Source organism: Streptococcus sp. ALY_208 (genome assembly GCF_058314295.1).
The window spans coordinates 271,789-289,469 of the sequence record NZ_JBZFUI010000001.1 but is presented as its reverse complement, the minus strand read 5'-3'; the positions used below and the strand labels follow the sequence as shown (position 1 = coordinate 289,469).

19 protein-coding genes are annotated in these 17,681 nt (G+C 40.8%); 2 read left to right on the top strand and 17 right to left on the bottom strand.

What is annotated here, in order from left to right; genetic code table 11:
• The first annotated feature begins 76 nt into the window (after positions 1-76).
• A complete protein-coding gene (locus AC4HAI_RS01415) occupies positions 77-982 on the top strand; it encodes a LysR family transcriptional regulator (RefSeq protein WP_491078296.1) in 906 nt (301 codons plus the stop codon).
• Between the two features lie 40 nt (positions 983-1,022).
• On the opposite strand, the gene AC4HAI_RS01410 is transcribed toward AC4HAI_RS01415, so the two are convergent.
• The 9 genes from AC4HAI_RS01410 to AC4HAI_RS01370 all read right to left on the bottom strand — a co-directional run bounded on the left by AC4HAI_RS01410 (position 1,023) and on the right by AC4HAI_RS01370 (position 8,642).
• Entirely contained in the window at positions 1,023-1,256 is a 234-nt protein-coding gene (locus tag AC4HAI_RS01410; protein ID WP_491078480.1) for a hypothetical protein, read from the bottom strand.
• A gap of 130 nt (positions 1,257-1,386) precedes the next feature.
• Positions 1,387-1,851, bottom strand: coding sequence for a COG2426 family protein (locus AC4HAI_RS01405; protein ID WP_491078479.1), 465 nt, complete (start codon positions 1,849-1,851; stop codon positions 1,387-1,389).
• Between the two features lie 27 nt (positions 1,852-1,878).
• Positions 1,879-2,649 carry a LytR family transcriptional regulator gene (locus AC4HAI_RS01400; RefSeq protein ID WP_491078295.1) on the bottom strand — a complete coding sequence of 257 codons (771 nt, stop codon included), beginning with the start codon at positions 2,647-2,649 and terminating at the stop codon, positions 1,879-1,881.
• A complete protein-coding gene (gene deoD, locus AC4HAI_RS01395; protein WP_491078294.1) occupies positions 2,636-3,349 on the bottom strand; it encodes a purine-nucleoside phosphorylase in 714 nt (237 codons plus the stop codon). The genes AC4HAI_RS01400 and deoD overlap by 14 nt, the downstream gene beginning before the upstream one ends.
• 72 nt (positions 3,350-3,421) lie before the next feature.
• Entirely contained in the window at positions 3,422-4,231 is an 810-nt protein-coding gene (locus tag AC4HAI_RS01390) for a purine-nucleoside phosphorylase (protein ID WP_491078293.1), read from the bottom strand.
• Between the two features lie 24 nt (positions 4,232-4,255).
• Entirely contained in the window at positions 4,256-4,663 is a 408-nt protein-coding gene (gene arsC, locus AC4HAI_RS01385) for an arsenate reductase (glutaredoxin) (protein WP_491078292.1), read from the bottom strand.
• Between the two features lie 10 nt (positions 4,664-4,673).
• Complete coding sequence (locus AC4HAI_RS01380) at positions 4,674-5,885, bottom strand: phosphopentomutase (RefSeq protein WP_491078291.1); 1,212 nt, start codon at positions 5,883-5,885, stop codon at positions 4,674-4,676.
• 22 nt (positions 5,886-5,907) lie between these two features.
• Complete coding sequence (gene rpiA, locus AC4HAI_RS01375) at positions 5,908-6,582, bottom strand: ribose-5-phosphate isomerase RpiA (protein WP_491078290.1); 675 nt, start codon at positions 6,580-6,582, stop codon at positions 5,908-5,910.
• A 206-nt stretch (positions 6,583-6,788) separates the two neighbouring features.
• A complete protein-coding gene (locus AC4HAI_RS01370; RefSeq protein WP_491110143.1) occupies positions 6,789-8,642 on the bottom strand; it encodes an SH3 domain-containing protein in 1,854 nt (617 codons plus the stop codon).
• Positions 8,643-8,883: 241 nt separating this feature from the next.
• Between AC4HAI_RS01370 and mnmE the strand changes: the two genes are divergently transcribed.
• The gene (gene mnmE, locus AC4HAI_RS01365; protein WP_491110141.1) at positions 8,884-10,257 is read left to right on the top strand and encodes a tRNA uridine-5-carboxymethylaminomethyl(34) synthesis GTPase MnmE; all 1,374 of its coding nucleotides are present in this window, start codon (positions 8,884-8,886) and stop codon (positions 10,255-10,257) included.
• Between the two features lie 309 nt (positions 10,258-10,566).
• On the opposite strand, the gene AC4HAI_RS01360 is transcribed toward mnmE, so the two are convergent.
• The 8 genes from AC4HAI_RS01360 to AC4HAI_RS01325 all read right to left on the bottom strand — a co-directional run bounded on the left by AC4HAI_RS01360 (position 10,567) and on the right by AC4HAI_RS01325 (position 17,681).
• Complete coding sequence (locus AC4HAI_RS01360; RefSeq protein WP_491110140.1) at positions 10,567-11,520, bottom strand: hypothetical protein; 954 nt, start codon at positions 11,518-11,520, stop codon at positions 10,567-10,569.
• Between the two features lie 45 nt (positions 11,521-11,565).
• Positions 11,566-12,045 carry a hypothetical protein gene (locus AC4HAI_RS01355; protein ID WP_491110139.1) on the bottom strand — a complete coding sequence of 160 codons (480 nt, stop codon included), beginning with the start codon at positions 12,043-12,045 and terminating at the stop codon, positions 11,566-11,568.
• Between the two features lie 144 nt (positions 12,046-12,189).
• Entirely contained in the window at positions 12,190-12,951 is a 762-nt protein-coding gene (locus tag AC4HAI_RS01350; protein WP_491110137.1) for a DUF4931 domain-containing protein, read from the bottom strand.
• On the bottom strand, positions 12,948-13,532 hold the full coding sequence (locus tag AC4HAI_RS01345) for a uracil-DNA glycosylase family protein (RefSeq protein ID WP_491110136.1): 585 nt from the start codon (positions 13,530-13,532) through the stop codon (positions 12,948-12,950). The genes AC4HAI_RS01350 and AC4HAI_RS01345 overlap by 4 nt, the downstream gene beginning before the upstream one ends.
• Positions 13,533-13,686: 154 nt before the next feature.
• Positions 13,687-15,096: a dipeptidase PepV gene (pepV, locus tag AC4HAI_RS01340; RefSeq protein ID WP_491078283.1), complete on the bottom strand. Its 1,410-nt coding sequence runs from the start codon at positions 15,094-15,096 to the stop codon at positions 13,687-13,689.
• A gap of 114 nt (positions 15,097-15,210) precedes the next feature.
• Positions 15,211-16,158, bottom strand: a complete 948-nt coding sequence (locus AC4HAI_RS01335; RefSeq protein ID WP_491110135.1) for a YihY/virulence factor BrkB family protein — start codon at positions 16,156-16,158, stop codon at positions 15,211-15,213.
• A 4-nt stretch (positions 16,159-16,162) separates the two neighbouring features.
• On the bottom strand, positions 16,163-17,023 hold the full coding sequence (locus AC4HAI_RS01330) for a methionyl aminopeptidase (protein ID WP_491110133.1): 861 nt from the start codon (positions 17,021-17,023) through the stop codon (positions 16,163-16,165).
• Positions 17,024-17,132: 109 nt separating this feature from the next.
• Positions 17,133-17,681 carry a GNAT family N-acetyltransferase gene (locus AC4HAI_RS01325; protein WP_491078280.1) on the bottom strand — a complete coding sequence of 183 codons (549 nt, stop codon included), beginning with the start codon at positions 17,679-17,681 and terminating at the stop codon, positions 17,133-17,135.

Genomic DNA, 17,681 nt, shown 5'->3' with positions numbered 1-17,681 from the left:
TTGCCTTCTTGGTGTTTCGCTCATATTTGATATTATATAGCCTGTAACTATAGCTAAAGTGTGATACAATACTACTATGCGAATCCAACAATTACACTATATTATTAAAATCGTTGAAACTGGCAGTATGAATGAAGCTGCCAAGCAACTCTATATCACCCAGCCCAGTCTGTCTAATGCTGTCAGAGATCTTGAACAAGAGATGAATATCACCATTTTCAATCGAAATCCCAAAGGAATCACTTTGACAAAGGATGGCATGGAATTTCTCTCATACGCTCGTCAAGTCGTCGAACAAACCAACCTCCTAGAAGAGCGCTATAAGAGCCCCTCAACTAGCCGAGAGCTCTTTAGTGTTTCTTCACAGCATTATGCCTTTGTTGTCAATGCCTTTGTCTCTTTGCTAAAAGGGGCGGATATGACCCAATATGAACTATTTTTACGCGAAACCAGAACCTATGAAATCATTGATGATGTCAAAAATTTTCGCTCAGAGATCGGCGTCCTCTTTCTCAACAGCTACAACCGTGATGTCCTCACCAAAATGTTTGACGATAATCATTTATCCTACACCAGCCTCTTTAAAGCGAAGCCTCATATTTTTGTCAGCAAGACCAACCCTCTAGCCCAGAAATCATCGATCAAGCTCAGTGACCTAGAAGACTTCCCCTATCTCAGTTATGAACAAGGAGTACACAACTCTTTCTACTTTTCTGAGGAAATCATGTCACAGATTTCCCATAAAAAATCTATCGTCGTTTCCGACCGTGCCACACTCTTCAACCTCCTAATCGGTTTGGACGGCTATACTGTCGCTACAGGGATTCTCAACAGCAATCTAAATGGCGATAATATCATATCAATTCCCCTTGATGTAGAAGATGAAATTGATATCGTTTACCTCAAACATCAAAAAGCTAACCTTTCTAAAATGGGCGAACGCTTTATTGACTACCTACTAGAGGAAGTAAAATTTACATAATAAGAGAGCGAGACAAAATTTGTCCCGCTCTCTTATTATTTTACAGATGATGCTTTGCCATCCGTTCTTCAAAAATATCGTTGACAATCTTTGTCAGCTGCTCTTTTGCTTCTGACGAAATGTCTCCTTCTTTCTCAGCTTCAGCATAAGCTTCTGGAAACTCACGCGCAATCAACTGACAAGTTGACCTAGTCGCATGCCCCCTCACCAAACGGGGAATACGCTCCATATATTCTGGCTTTACGAGTGCTATAATCTTTTCATCAGCAGTCATCATACTAACACACTTTCTATTTTTATTACCTTCTAACTTCATTATAGACCTTATCTCCTATATTTCAAGCCAATAGTTAAGTTGATAACAAAATAAAATGCTCGATCACTCAATCGAATATTCCTTAATATTAGAAGAACAATCCCTTTAGAAAGATGGACGTAATCCCCATAATAAAACCAGCCAGAACAACTCCCAGCATAGTAGCTATAATACTATTTTTAAACTTAAGATCCAAAATGGAGGCAGCCAAGGTTCCCGTCCAAGCTCCTGTTCCTGGCAAGGGGATACCCACAAATAAGAATAAAGCAAGGTAGAGTCCTTTATCTCCAGCACTTTTAGCTAATTTCTGACCACCACTATGTCCCTTCCTCAAACACCAGCTAAAAAATTTTCCAATAATTGGCTTGTCCGATCCCCACTCCAAAACACGACGAGCAAAGAAGAAAATAATGGGCACAGGTAACATATTACCAATGACAGAAATCACAATAGCCTGCCAGGCGGGAATTCCGGCAGCCACACCATAAGGAACTGCACCACGCAGCTCAATTATAGGCACCATTGAAATCAAAAACATTATGAGATACTTTATCATTTTTTAGATATAAAACCTTTCATTTTAGATAAGTGATAAAATCAGCTGATTGATCTGATCAAAGTAAAATGGATTTTCTTGATAGTTGATGCCAGTATGATGAGCTAATTTAATCAGCATCTCAAGAAAGGCCCTAGATGAAAACCCTGTCGTTTGACTCAAAATCCGCTCATCAAAAGGTTTGATGAGATGTGCTAAAGGATTTCTCACAGATTTTTCCATATCCCTCAAAAAAACAACATCTTTTTTCAAGGACTCTGAGACTCCCAACTGCTCAATAAGCACCTGCAAACTCTTGGAGGTCACACGAGAATCATGCCAGACCTGAGAAAAATTCATCAAAGCTGGATAGTTTGACATTGACAAGTGTTCAAAATCCCATGTATCATACTGGGAATCCTTAGCATTCACGATGTAGTCAGTAATATCAGGAATTTCTCTAGCAATCAAACGCATAAAAAGACGATAGATAATCGGACTAACTGCACGGACAAAGTCTATAATGTCCTCTGTTTCAACCTTAGCTTGAAGATCCATAATATAGTTAGCTAAAAGCTCTTCTTCAGCTGCATTGACCACCAAATCCACTCGATAATGTGCTTTGAAATACTCAAGTGTTTTTTTACTGAATAATTCATCAATCGCCAACTGTCGCCGTCTCTTCATAAGGTAAATCAGTGTCTTAGCATCCTGATCAATCGGTTCTGATTTGATAATACCATAAGCTGAATTATAGTCATAATGATTGAGCAAGATTTCAATAATATCTTTGCTAACAGTTCTATTCATCGCCATCAATTAAGGTTTCCAATCCAACTTTCATCATATCGGTGAAGGTGGTTTCACGCTCCTTAGCAGTGGTATCCTCATCAGCAACCAAGCTATCTGAAATAGTCATAATACCAAGGGCTTGAACACCGTGTTTAGCTGCAAGGTAGTAAAGGGCCGCTGCTTCCATTTCTACAGCTTTAAGGCCCATTTTCCCTAATTTAATATTGTTTTCAGCAAAATCAGAATAGAAAGCATCTATAGACAAGACACTGCCGACATGAAGTGGCAACCCCATCTCTTTAGCAATATGATAAGCCTTATCCAGCATGCTAAAATCCGCAATCTGTGGCAAATCATACTGTGGCCACTCATTTTTTATCATACTTGATGTCGTTGCTGCCGCCTGAGCCAAGACCAGATCACGCACATGTACATCTTTATTGAGAGAACCCGCAGTTCCCACACGGATCAACTTCTTAACACCATAAGAAGTGATCAATTCATTGGCATAAATAGAAATAGATGGCATTCCCATACCAGTTCCCATAACAGAGACCCTATGCTCCTTGTAAGTCCCAGTATAGCCAAGCATATTGCGGACTCGATTGAAACAAACCGCATCTTCTAGGAAATTCTCTGCGATAAATTTTGCACGTAAAGGATCACCTGGTAAAAGAATTTTATCGGCAATATCACCTGACTTGGCTTCAATATGAATACTCATTGATTATATCCGAGTGTTAAATATGTTAACACTCTGTCCTTTCTTATTAATCGTTATTAAGCTCTAAATAGTTTAAAGTTCTGCCAAAACAGCTGTAATCAAGGCCTTGAAATCCCCCTTGACCCTTTGAGTCACCTCAACCACTTCCTCATGGTTGAGCTCTTCTTGAAAACCTGCAGCATGATTAGTGATACAAGAAATCCCCAAAACCTTAAGTCCAGAATGGGCTGCAACAATCACTTCTGCTACAGTAGACATACCAACTGCATCGGCCCCCATAGTCTTAAAGGCGCGAATTTCAGCAGGTGTTTCATAAGATGGGCCTGACACGCCGATATAAACCCCTTCATCCAACTGAATACCGATCTTATCAGCGACACGATGAGCAGTAGCACGATAGTCTCTCGTATAGGCGTTTGACATATCATTAAAACGAGGGCCAAAACTATCAAGATTTTCTCCAATCAATGGATTTTGACCGGTAAAGTTGATATGGTCACTGATCGTCATAAGTGTTCCTGGTCCAAAGCCGATACCGCCTGCTGCATTGGTAACGAGAACCCCTTGACAACCAAGAGCCTTCATGATGCGCACCGGAAAAGTAACAAGATCCAAGGGATTCCCTTCATAGAAATGGAAACGACCTTGAAGAGCTAAAACTTTACGACCGGATAAATCACCATAGACTAGCTTACCAGCATGCCCAGTGACAGTCGAGCGACCCCAGTTTGGAATGTCAGCGTAATCCAATACAATAGCATTTTCGATTTCTTCTGCCAGCTCTCCCAGACCTGATCCTAAAATCAGACCAAATTCGGGTGCAGTCATGCCTTTTTCTTTAAGAAAGGCAGCCGTTTCATTGATTTTATCAAGTAGTGTCATGTCTTTTTTCCTTTGTTAATAAAATTAGCGGTAGCCATCAATGACCTGACCATCTTCCTTGATAAACGGGAATGGAAATGGTTCAGGTAACAAGTCCAAAACGGTTTCCGATGGTCGACAAAGTTTAGTACCCTTATCCGTTACGACAATGGGACGATTGATCAGAATTGGTTCTTGCATCATAGCATCTAAGAGCTGGTCATCACTCAGTGAGGTATCATCTAACCCAAACGTTTCATAAGGTAGTACATTTGTCCGAAGGACATCTCTGATCGATAGTCCTGCTGCATTAATCAAGCTCACCAACGTAGAGCGAGTCGGAGGTGTTTTTAAATATTCAATAACCTCTGGTTCAAAGCCAGCTTGCTTAATCATGGCTAGTACATTTCGAGAAGTGCCGCAATTTGGATTATGATAAATGGTAACCTTCATAACTACTCCTTTAGTTTAATTTATCCAAAAAGCTTTGACCAATCATGGCTGTGTCGACACCAAAGTTTTCAGCGATAGTTGCTGAGATGTCTGCAAAGTGTCCCTGTGGAATGCCCCCATTACCTTGGAAGGCAGGACTATAAGCCAAGAGTGGGATGTATTCTCGAGTATGGTCGGTACCGGCGTAAGTTGGGTCATTACCATGGTCAGCCGTAATCATGAGAAGATCATTCTCTCCCATAGCTGCAATAATTTCAGGTAAACGAGCATCAAACTCTTGGAGACAATCGCGATAACCGTGAGCATTGCGACGGTGACCATAGAGAGCATCAAAGTCCACCAAATTGGTAAAAGAGAAACCATGCTCAAAGTCAGGGGACTTCATAGCCTTGATAAGATTGTCAACACCGTGGTTGTTAGACTTATTGTGCCCCATATCGTGATTGATGCCTGAACCATTGAATATATCATTGATTTTACCGACAGCATAAGTGTCAATACCAGCTTCATCTAATTGGTTAAGGACGGTTGGGGCAAACGGAGAAACAGCTAAGTCACGACGATTAGCAGTACGAGTAAAGTTACCCGGTTGGCCTACATAAGGACGGGCAATGATACGACCAAGTAGAGCTGGGCGTTCTAAGGTAATGGAACGAGCATATTCACAGATACGATAGAGTTCTTCCAAAGGAATCACATCTTCATGGGCCGCAATCTGTAAAACTGGGTCAGCTGAAGTATAGATAATCAGTTCACCAGTTTCCATTTGGCGGGGACCAAAGTCTTCGATAACTTGCGTTCCTGAATAAGGTTTGTTGGCTTCACGGATAACCTTGCGTCCTGAGAACTCCTCAATTTTAGTGATGATTTCTTCTGGAAAACCGTCCCAGAAGGTATCAAAAGGTTCTGTGATATTGAGCCCCATGATTTCCCAGTGACCAGTCATGGTATCCTTACCAAGTGATACTTCTTCTAGCTTAGTGGCATAACCGCTTGGAGCATTTTCTACTGAAACAGTTTTTAATGCTTGTGAACGAGGGATGTTCCCCAGACCAATTTTAGCCATATTTGGTACATCAAGACCAACGGTCTTTGAAATATGACCTAAGGTATCAGAGGCACCGTCTGGCACACCAGCATTAGAAAAATTATTGGCATCTGGTGCCGCACCAATCCCAACTGAATCCAAAACAACTAAATGAATACGATCAAATTTTGACATAGGACTCCTCCATTCTAAACTCTTAAGACTTTTCAATAATATCAACACCGGACTTGCGACCGACTAGAACCTTGGAAACTCGATCTAAGAACAGACCGTGTTCTACCACACCGACTGTAAGCTTCAACTCCTCGGCCAAGGCGTACGGATCATCAATTTCTTTGAGATCAAGATCGATAATGTAATTCTGCATATCAGTAACAAAACGCTCACCATCAATCATACGAAAAGATGGCCGATACCCCTTTTCCTCAAATTGCCTAAAAAGATTAGTAGCGCCATACTGAACCACCTCTACCGGCAGTTTAAAAGATCCTAAACGACTAACCAACTTGGACTCATCTACAATCCAGAAGCAATCCTTGCTGTTTGAAGCAACAATCTTTTCCATCAAGAGGGCTCCGCCACCGCCCTTAATACCATTGAGATTAGGATCCACCTCATCAGAACCGTCAACTGTTAAATCAACATAAGGAACCTCATCAATAGCTTTCAAGTTGATTCCTAGGCTCTGAGCCTGATTATAGGTAACACTGGAAGTTGTTACACAAGTGATGTTCAGGGCCTCCTCCCTGACACGCCGACCAAGTTCCTCAACAAAATAATAAGCAGTCGATCCTGTACCAAGACCAACAATCATACCATCACTAACAAATTCAGCCGCCTTGACACCAACAGCCTTCTTAAGATTAGACATAGCAACTCCTTCATTTTCTATCACTCTATTATACCATAAACCAGGTGGCGCAAAGGGGGCTTTACCCATCCAAATAAGAAATAAAAAATCCAAAGTAATTTTATTTTGCCCTATCCCTCGACAAAAAATACCTCAACTGTTAGTCAAGAAAGACTAATAGTTGAGGTACAACTTCACAAATTTTATCTATTTTTCTTTTTAGTTATTTAATCAATAGCGATGTAAAGACGTTTACCAGTATAGGTCTTGTAAGACAACCATTGATGGCCATCTGACTTAATCACACTGTCATAGTAAACCTGATCGCCAGCATTATAGTAAGTCAACACTTTGCTAGAAACCTTTGGCTGACTCTGAATCGCTAAGCGTTTTTTGAAAGTATAGATACCTTGAGCTGGTAAAGTCGCTTTCTTGCTTGAGTTGACCTTGCCTGCATTACCGACAGCCACATAGAAGCGACGACCAGAATTAGACAGGTAGCTAAGCCATTGCAAACCATCCGCCTTCACGACTTTGTCGTAATTAACGGACATGCCTTTATCATAATAATACTTACTAGGCGCATTTTTCTTTGGAGATTCTTTAATCTCAGTACGTTTAGTAAAGGTATAGGTACCTTTAGATGGTAAAGTTGTTTTAGCAGATGGCTTAGTTGTATTTGTTTTACCTGCGTCATCTTTAGAGGCGTTACCAATAGCTACATAGAAACGACGACCAGAATTAGACAGGTAGCTAAGCCATTGCAGACCGTCTGCATTGAGCACTTTGTCATAATTAACAGACATACCCTTATCATAGTAGTAATCACTAGGTGCATCCTTAGTTGGAATTTCCTTGATCTCAACACGCTTAGTAAAGGTATAAGTACCCTTAGCTGGTAAGACTGCTTTCTTAGATGGCTCAGTAGCATTGGTCTTACCTGCATCAGCTTTAGAAGCATTGCCAACAGCTACATAGAGACGACGACCAGAATTAGACAGGTAACTAATCCATTGTAGACCGTCTGCATTGAGTACTTTGTCATAATTAACAGACATGCCCTTTTCATAGTAGTAATCACTAGGCGCATCCTTCTTTGGAGATTCCTTGATTTCAGCACGTTTAGTAAAGGTATAAGTGCCCTTAGCTGGTAAAGCCGCTTTGGTAGCTGATGGCTGAGTTGTATTAACCTTGTTTGCATCAGCTTTAGGAGCATCACCAACTGCTACATAGAAACGACGACCAGAATGAGCGACATAGCTAATCCATTGCAGACCATCACCCTCTATGAGAACATCATAGTTAACTGACTCTCCCTTGTCATAGTAGTAATCGCTAGGTGCATCTCTTCTTGGATATTCTTTGATTTCAGAACGTTTAGTAAAGACATAGGTACCTTTATCAGGGAGCTGATTGCTCTTAGCTACTTTACCAGCTGGTGCTGGTTCTTTTGCCCCCTTATTGGTCTTAGATGTTTTAGACAAGGTAGCAATATCAGCATAATTATAAACAAAATTATAATCCTTGAATTTCAACCACCGATGTCCATCTGCTTCAATCACAGCTTCATACATAACATGGTCACCCTTACTGAACACTTTATCAGCCTTACGAGATGCCACAGGCTCATACTTGATTTCAGTTCTTCTAGTAAAGGTATAAGTGCCTTGAGCTGGTAAATTATTTACCTTAGCAACACTGGCTTTTGCCTTTTGGTTATTTTTGACAACTTTAGAAGTAGCTACCGAATCATCAGAAGTAGCACTACCCACATGACTCTCAGAAATATCTGAGGTAGGAGCTGTTGTCGTCTTGGATTCTGGAGCTGTCTCTGATACAGATGGAGCGGATTCAGAAGTCGCTGGAGTTTCAGGTGCTTGATTGACTTGTACTGAGGAGTTATCATCTGTCTGACTAACGATAGAGGTTTCTGGAACAGTGGTCGTTCCAGATTCCTGAGTCACCTGATCTGCCCTGACAGGACTGCTGGCAAATAGGGCTACAGCAATCAAAACAGACGCCACACCAATACTGTACTTACGAATAGAAAACCGTTGTTTTTTTGAGAATAAATCCATCATAATGACTCACTCCTTTCTTATTTTTGCAAGTTTATTATATCACAATTTTCTGGAAATTGTATCTTTTTATTAATAAAAGTCATTTTTTTGTCATCTTTTTAACAAAAAATGCTTTTAAGCCTTCCATAGCTTTTATCCCTAAACATTGATCATTTTAGACGCCTATACAATCTATACTGATGCATTTCATAGCTAGCATGATATAATAGGAAGAGGCTATTATTGTTGAAAAGGAAAATAAATGATTACTAAAGAATTTGATACTATTACCGCTATTTCTACTCCTCTGGGCGAAGGTGCCATCGGTATCGTCCGCCTATCTGGAAATGATGCGCTTGCTATTGCTAAGCGAGTCTTTAAAGGCCATGACCTTGAGCAGGTAGAAAGTCACACCCTAAATTACGGGCACATTATTGATCCTGAAACTGATAAAGTTATCGATGAAGTCATGGTAGGAGTCATGCGTGCCCCCAAGACCTTCACCCGTGAAGATGTCATTGAGATCAATACCCATGGTGGTATTGCTGTCACTAATGAAGTTCTCCAGCTCCTCATCCGCTTCGGTGCCCGCATGGCTGAGCCTGGTGAATTTACAAAACGTGCCTTTCTGAATGGCCGTATTGACTTGACTCAAGCTGAAGCCGTCATGGATGTCATTAGAGCCAAAACAGACAAGGCTATGAATAATGCCGTCAAACAGTTAGATGGTTCCCTATCTCAGCTAATCAATCAAACTCGACAAGAAATTCTAGAAACCCTTGCCCAAGTAGAGGTCAACATCGACTATCCTGAGTATGATGATGTTGAGGAAGCTACAACAGCTGTTATACGTGAAAAAACAGAAGAATTCCAGCAATTGCTGGAACACCTCCTCCAGACTGCCAAAAGAGGAAAAATCCTTCGAGAAGGTATCTCAACAGCTATCATTGGGCGGCCAAATGTTGGAAAATCTAGCCTTCTCAATACACTCCTACGGGAAGACAAGGCTATTGTCACAGATATAGAGGGAACCACACGTGACATCATTGAAGAATATGTCAATATCAATGGTGTGCCGTTAAAATTGATTGATACTGCAGGAATCCGTGATACAGAAGATGTGGTTGAAAAAATTGGAGTAGAGCGTTCTCGCAAAGCACTCTCTGAAGCAGACCTAGTCTTACTGGTCCTCAATGCCTCAGAACCCTTGACAGAGCAAGATCATCAGCTACTAACTCTATCAGAGGATAGCCGACGAATCATTCTTCTTAATAAAACTGATTTGGACGAACAGATCGAAACCGATCAACTTCCAGAAGATTGTATCCGTATCTCTGTCCTTGAAAATAAAAATATTACAGCTATTGAAGAAAAAATTAATGCCCTCTTTTTTGACAATGCACAAACCATCGATCAAGATGCCACTTACCTATCAAACAGCCGTCACATATCCCTCATTGAACAAGCGATCGCCAGTCTCCAAGCTGTCAATGATGGCTTGGCCATGGAAATGCCAGTCGATCTCCTTCAAGTAGATCTTACCCGCTGTTGGGAAATTCTGGGAGAAATTACAGGGGATGCTGCTCCAGATGAACTCATCACCCAGCTCTTTAGCCAGTTCTGTTTGGGGAAATAAACCAGTCTGGGAAGCAACAGTTTAGAGCAAGCCTGAAAGTAATGGAGGACGAACAATTAAGACAAAAACTATTGTTAACGAGTCCTGCAATTATTATCAAACTAAAAAAAATCTGAGACAAGACTCAGATTTTTTTGACTTATTATTAACCTACTTACCACCAAGATCTAGGATTTTAGATCCAAAAAATTAGAAAAACGTTATTAACCTGATTCTCTGATAGAAAAAATAGACAAACCAGACCAGAGATGGCTAGCAGGCTTTCCCAAAATCTAAGATACCCATTCCTAGGATTTTCAGGCTATTCTCTTACTGATACTTCTGCCAAATATCCTGTTCAACGTCTAACGGTGCTTGGCCAAATTCATAAGGGACTTTTTGATTGGAGGCTAGCAGATTTATGAGTCCTAAATAAGTTTCTTCAGCATCGGCTGAATATCGTCTAGGAAATTGTGTTAAATATGCTCTAGCCTCCTTATCCAAGCCCAGATTATGAGCGATTGAAATTAGAACCTTAAGGTAGCTTTCCTGCATCATCTGAGTTTTTGGTTTTACATCTATACCCTGTAAGGCTTGATAGTACTGACTTTCTGTCATACTAGTAACAAGCTGCTTTGTTTGCTCAAAAGCTTGCACAAATGCTCTGTCTCTTTGCTTATTGATAAAGGTTTCTGCTTGAGTCCAAATCAAACCACCTAAGAAAATAGCTAGAATTAACAAAAGATAAGTCAGAACTCTAGACTTTGTTAAAAATATAAAGAGGATAGCTAGGATCACTAAGACTGCGGTTGTCGCTGCACTCAGGACCTTAGCACCGATTGATGTGGAATGGTCCTTCATATCAATCCGGTCACTGTAGAAAAGATGGAAAACCTCCATCAAGCTATCCAAGTTAGACAATTGACGAGGCAGAGTCTTGTAATTTCTACGAGCTAATCTCAAGTTATAGTAAGCTCCATTGGTCATCCGAATTTTAACGACAGCATTTAGGCCACCGTATTTAATCTTCACTCCTTGAATTTCATCTTTATCAATAACCTTAACTTTTTGAATTTTACTGACATTTAAAGTTGCTAAATAGATTAAAACAAAATAATAATCATTTTCAAACCATAAGAGAGGTGCTTGCTGAGAAGATCGGCCAGAGCCTTCTTTGTCAGTCCCATAAATATAGGTTTTCCAGTCAATTTGAAAGGCAGGATTAATCTGATTGTACTCCGCAACTAAGTTCGAAACAATTTCTTCTGTTAATTTTAATGCCACAATTTTTTCCTTTTTTAATATTTAATAATCAGTCTTCTTATATCCTTAGCTCCTAATCCCCTCTATAACCAAAATTAGGAAAAAGAACCATAGTAGACCATTGATGATTAAAAAAACGATGTTACTTACCAGACTCGCTGAATAGCTTTCGATACCGCAACGATTATATTGACTGGCCTTGACTATTCCTAAAATACTAAGAATAATAGTCGCAGGCATATAGGTAAAGACCAAGACTATTGCCGTTAAGCCCAGAACGACATTATTAATGGCCGAGCTAAATATTATACCTAATAGAATCAACAGCAATAAAATTGCTGTCATAATAGCAACAATAGTCGTAAATAGGCCTGGCACCTTCGAGCGGTTCTGCCTAAAAGACAATGTCCTTAAAGTATCCTGCTTAGAAAGGGCAGACGGGTTTAAGTCAGAATAACGTTCTTGGAAATGATCCCTGCCCGATGTCCAAATAGGGTTAGAAAAGTCTTGTTCCTCTCGCTCTTGGTTAAATTGATTCGGAGTCATAATATTTTCCTTAAAAAAACTTTTAGAAAAAGTCTACCATTTTATAAGAAGGCCGGCAAGCCTTTTTCCAATAATTTTAAGATAGGGTAAATGTACCGGCTGGCTAGAAAAAATCTGAGCCAAGTAACTTGGATCAGACTCCATCTACTTTTCTAAAAAATCCTGTAATTCTGCCACCTCTTCTGCCACCCTGACAGCTGAATTGACCTGAACCAGATGATAGCCAACCATATAGGGAGAGGCTACAAAACGAGGAACTACTTTACAACTGAGACCTTCTTCCTGATGGTAAAAGAAGAGATTATAGGAGCTACAGGCTCCGCCTAAATAGCCTTCTAAAACATAACGGAGGACCCTTTGAACGGTGTCAGCCAGCTTATAGCTATCCTTGATATCTGCTATAGTCACGTTGATTTCAGTAAAACTACTCAAAGGTTGGTCAGAAATAGTGACCTGAGCCAACTGTTCTGTCTCTTGACAAACAAGAGTTCCCTCAAAGGTTTTTGGATCAACGGCCTCATAAGCATCAAGTTCTTCAAAACCAACAATCTGCATATGAGGATGGCGCAGAGAACCACCTGACAAAGGCCCGAAATTCTTAAAGAGAGCAACAGTCTTAAATCGGTCGCTCTCCTCCAACTGATGCCAAGCCTTGATGGCGAAGATAAAGAGCTTGCGATTATATTCCTGACTGTAGGTCGTAATATCGCCTAGATGCTGGTCAGACTCAATAATCAAGGTTTGATAGGTCTTATCAAGAACAGGATACTTATTGTCTAGCCAAATCATATCGCCTTCTTGAGCGATGATTTTTTCCAGACTATCGACCTGACAAAAGGGACAGCTATCCTGATTACTAGGTTTCTTTTGAGCGGTAGAAACATTAAAAATCAATTTTTGTGTCATTTTTCAAGAATATCTTTCACAAGTTGTTTGAGGTCTGGCAATACGTCTTCCTTGAACCAAGGATTTTTCTTTTGCCAAATATTATTGCGAGGCGACGGATGAACTAGCGGGAAAAAATCAGGGAGGAAATCCTTGTAGGCCTTGACATTGTCGGTCAGCTTGACTGAAGGCTTTTGCTGGAGGTAATAGTGTTGCGCATAATTACCAATCAGCAGGGTCAAAGAAATATCAGGTAATTCCTGCAAAATCAAGGGGTGCCATTTTTCAGCAAAACCCTTTCGCGGAGGGAGATCACCAGACTTCCCTTTACCAGGATAATAGAAATCCATAGGGATAACGGCTATTTTATCAGAACTATAGAACGTATCTCGATCAATCCCCAACCAATCTCGTAAATTATCGCCCGATGGATCATTCCAGTAAAGGCGGGATTCCTGAGCCTTAATTCCCGGAGCCTGACCGACGATATTGATACGAGCGCTCTTTGGCGCCGTAAAAAGCGGTTCAATGCCAGCCTTGGTATAATCCTCATTTTCTGGATCGGCCATAATAGCTTTAACAATGTCTTTCATGGTTGACATGGACAACATCTCCCTTTCAAAATCAGGTTGAAGTTCAAAGTATCACTTGTTCTGCCCTTGGGCATTCATCCTTGAGTATCTTGAGTATTTCCAAGCTAAAATCAGTGAAACAATCTAGCCAGAGATTAGTGAGCTTAGATATGTGGTTACTACCTTATTTGATCAATTCGTAGATGGCTTCGGCGTAGATAGCGCAGGCCCGATAGAGATCTTCCACTTCGACAAATTCATTGGCCTGATGCATGGTATTGACATAATCGGGGAACATAGCACCAAAGGCAACACCTCTTTCCAAGAGGCGGCCAAAGGTCCCACCGCCAATGACCTGCTCATAACCTTCTAGACCAGTTTGTTTTTCATAAACAGACAAGAGGGTCTTAACTAGGGGATCATCCATTGGGACATAGTGAGGCAGGTGTTCATGGTCAGCCAGACTAACAGATTCGACCCCAGCCAACTTTTCGAGTCCAGCCTTGATGGTTGCAGTATCGATTCCTTGGGGATAGCGGAAATTGAGGGTAATAGTATTATTATCAGAATCCGCTTCAAAGTCGAAAATACCAGCATTCATAGACAAAGCTCCCATCTTAGAATCCTTATAAGCTAAGCCTAATTTATGCCCATCAAAGTCTCCGTGCAGAACATCAGCAGTCAAATCAATGAAGGCTTTGGCAGGACCAGCAAAAGCTAGATCCTTAAGAAAAAGCGCTAAATAAGTTGCTCCATTGAGACCTTCTTCAGGGGTTGAACCATGGGCTGCCTTCCCGATAATTTGGACTGTTAATTTATCGCCTTCTGCTGTTAGAGAGCCCGACAGATTAGGATTTTGAACTAAGAAAACGGATAATTTTTCTTCCAAATCTGCTTGACTGACTTGACCAGAAAGGACTGCTGTTGCCGATTCTGGAACCATATTATCCCTAAGACCGCCCTTGAAAGAATGGAGAACGACTGGGCCAGCATTTTGACCAGAAAAATGCAGATACTGGGTAATATTGCCCTTTTCCCCATTGATAATGGGAAACTCAGCATCCGGAGCAAAGCCAAAGTCTGGTTTTTTTACATCTGGGTGAGCAAAGTAATAATCCATATCAGCCCATCCAGATTCTTCATCTGTTCCTAGAACAAAGCGAACCTTTTTAGAAGTCGGCAGACCTAATTCCTTGATGATTTTCAAGGCGTAATAAGCTGCCATAGTAGGCCCCTTATCATCCGAGGAGCCACGCGCATAGAGTTTCCCATCCTTGATAACTGGTTTATAGGGATCAGTCTCCCAACCAGAACCAGCAGGCACCACATCCAGGTGGGCAAAGATTCCCAAAGTCTCATTGCCCTCACCAAACTCAAAATCACCGACATAATTGTCGATATTGCGCACCTTATAACCATCCTTTTCAGCCATAGCTAAAAAGTGTTTGAGGCCCTTAACAGGACCAGGCCCAAAGGGATGTTCCTTATCAGCCTTACTATCATCACGTTCCGAATTGATTTCCAAAAGGCTGAACAAGTCAGCCAACAAGTCTTCACGGCGTTTTTCTACTTCTGCTTTAAAATCAACTGGCATAAGCTTCTCCTTTGATAATATCGTGCCTTCATTATAGCACAAAGATTAAGACTCCATCATCAAAAAGCTGAGGTCATACACTCGTATGCCTCAGTCTTTTTGATACAATTATGGTCATTCCTCTTGCTCTTCATTGCCCGACTCAGATGAGGAAACATCACCGTGTCCAAAGAAAGCCAGTAAGTCACCACGGCGTCCTTCCATTTCCCCTTGCTTAAGCTCTTGAACAGTCGCATTAAGGACAGCTCCCGTAATCAAAATCCGTGCTAAAACAACGAACCAAAACATGATAATGAAGATAATGATAGATCCAAACACCTTAATATCGATGAGATTATTAAAAGTTCGTGTTACATAACGACCGACCAATCCTGTCATAAAAATCAGAACTAGCGAGCTGAGCATTGTACCAGGTAAGGTATAGCGCCACTTTTTTATCCTAACATTGGGAAGGATAAAATAGAGGGTCATTAATCCAATGATAATGATCATAATCATCAAAGGCCTATTGACATGCAACAAAAGACTGACAATCCCAGCGGGCAGGTCATAATCTTTACGTAAGGATTGGTAGATACCATCTGACAAGGTTGACAGCAAGAGAGCAAATGTCAATAGAAAAAAGATAAAGAAACTAGCAATAATCCCAATGATATGACCGATCACAAAATCTCGATGCTCACTCACATCATAAGCTTTATTAAAAGCCTTTTGAAGGGAAGTCAAACTTCGAGACATGGTCCAAAAGCCAGCCACTGTCGCCACTCCCAAAATACTGCTAGAGGGAGTCGCAAATAAATTGCGAATAATACCTGCTACAGAACTATAGATCTCAATCGGCAAATTCTGTCTCAAAAAAGAGAGAAAATCCGTCAGATCAATATCAAAATAAGGAAAAATATTCGCAGCAATAACAACCATTGGAAACAAGGTCAAAATCAAGTAATAAGCCACAGCTATACTAGATAAATCAATCTCAGCACTGCGATAGTGCTTGATAAAAACCTGCAAGGGTGGATAGTTCAATTTATCGAGCAACTGATCCACGATTTTTTTCATCATAGGCTTAGTATGTTCTTTCTTCTCCCTGACTAGTCAAAATAACAGGACCATCTTTAGTGATAACAAACTGATGCTCATATTGACAAGACAATCCACCATCCAGTGTCTTATGTGCCCAGCCAGTCTCCATATCTGTATCTATCTCCCAAGTACCTGTATTAATCATTGGCTCAATCGTTAATACCATACCTTCTTTTAAACGAAGACCACGTCCAGCCTTCCCATAGTGAGGGACATTGGGTTCCTCGTGCATAGTCGGACCAACACCATGTCCAACAAGATCACGTACAACTCCGTAACCACGGCTCTCAGCATATTCTTGAATAGCCGCACCAATATCTCCAATACGATTGCCAATGACCGCCTGCTCAATTCCAATATAAAGAGCTTCCTTGGTCACGTCCATAAGGTCCTTAACTTCTTGAGAAACCTCACCAACAGCATAGGCCCAGCAAGAATCTGCGATACCACCTCGGTAAGTCTCTGTGTATTTTTTCATCTCTGCGGTGTTATCAAAATCAAGGTTGGCCACATCAAGCTCAGCCTTATCAATAGGCTCACTCAACACCATATCCACCTTCAAAAGGTCCCCATCCTTAAGAATATAATGACGAGGAAAGGCGTGAGCAACCTCATCATTTAAACCGCAGCAAGTAGCGTAAGGATAGTCCATCAACTGGCCATCAACCCCAATCTGTAAAGGAAGAACATTAGCCTCTTTGCAACGCCGACGAACATATTCTTCTACTTCCCACATATCTAAGCCAGGTTTGATAAGCTTACGCAAACCAATATGAATGCTGGCTAGAAAGTCACCAGCACGATCCATCGCTTCAATTTCACGCTCAGATTTAAGTGTAATCATAAAATATTAAGTCTCCTATTTCCTTAAATAAAACATCAATAACAAATCTACGACCTGTTCTTCACAGTACAAAGTATACCATCATTTGATTAATAATGATACTAGAGCATCAACCGTCAGGAAAAGCAGTCAAATGAAACTCCAAGTAATCCCTCATCCTATGACTATACCGATCGCTACCCTTATAGCGTCTAACAATGTTAAAACCAGCTTTTTTAGCAACTGCTTGGCTGGCAATATTTTCTAAATGAGTAATGAGAACCAAACGCTGGAGCCCAAACTCCTCAAAGGCTAAGAAGCTCAACGTTTTTAAACTCTGTGTCGCAAAGCCTCTCCCCCAATAGTCCTTATGAACAAAATAACCAATCTCGGCTGTCCTCTTCACAAGATTAAGCTTTTCGAAGCGAATAGCACCGACCAGTTTACCACCTATCTTGTCTTCCATAGCCCAGATTCCTAAAGGCTCCTTCATAAAATAGTGAACCAACAAATAATCACTTTCAGCTTGACTAGCTTGACTGGGAAAAATAAAGGCCATATTTTCAGGATCTTGAGTCATCTCAAAAAAATCCTCATGATCACTAAAACAAAAGGGTCTTAAGTAAAGATCCTGTGTTTCTAACTGAGAAAACTGCCCCAGCTTTGTCCAAATATCCAT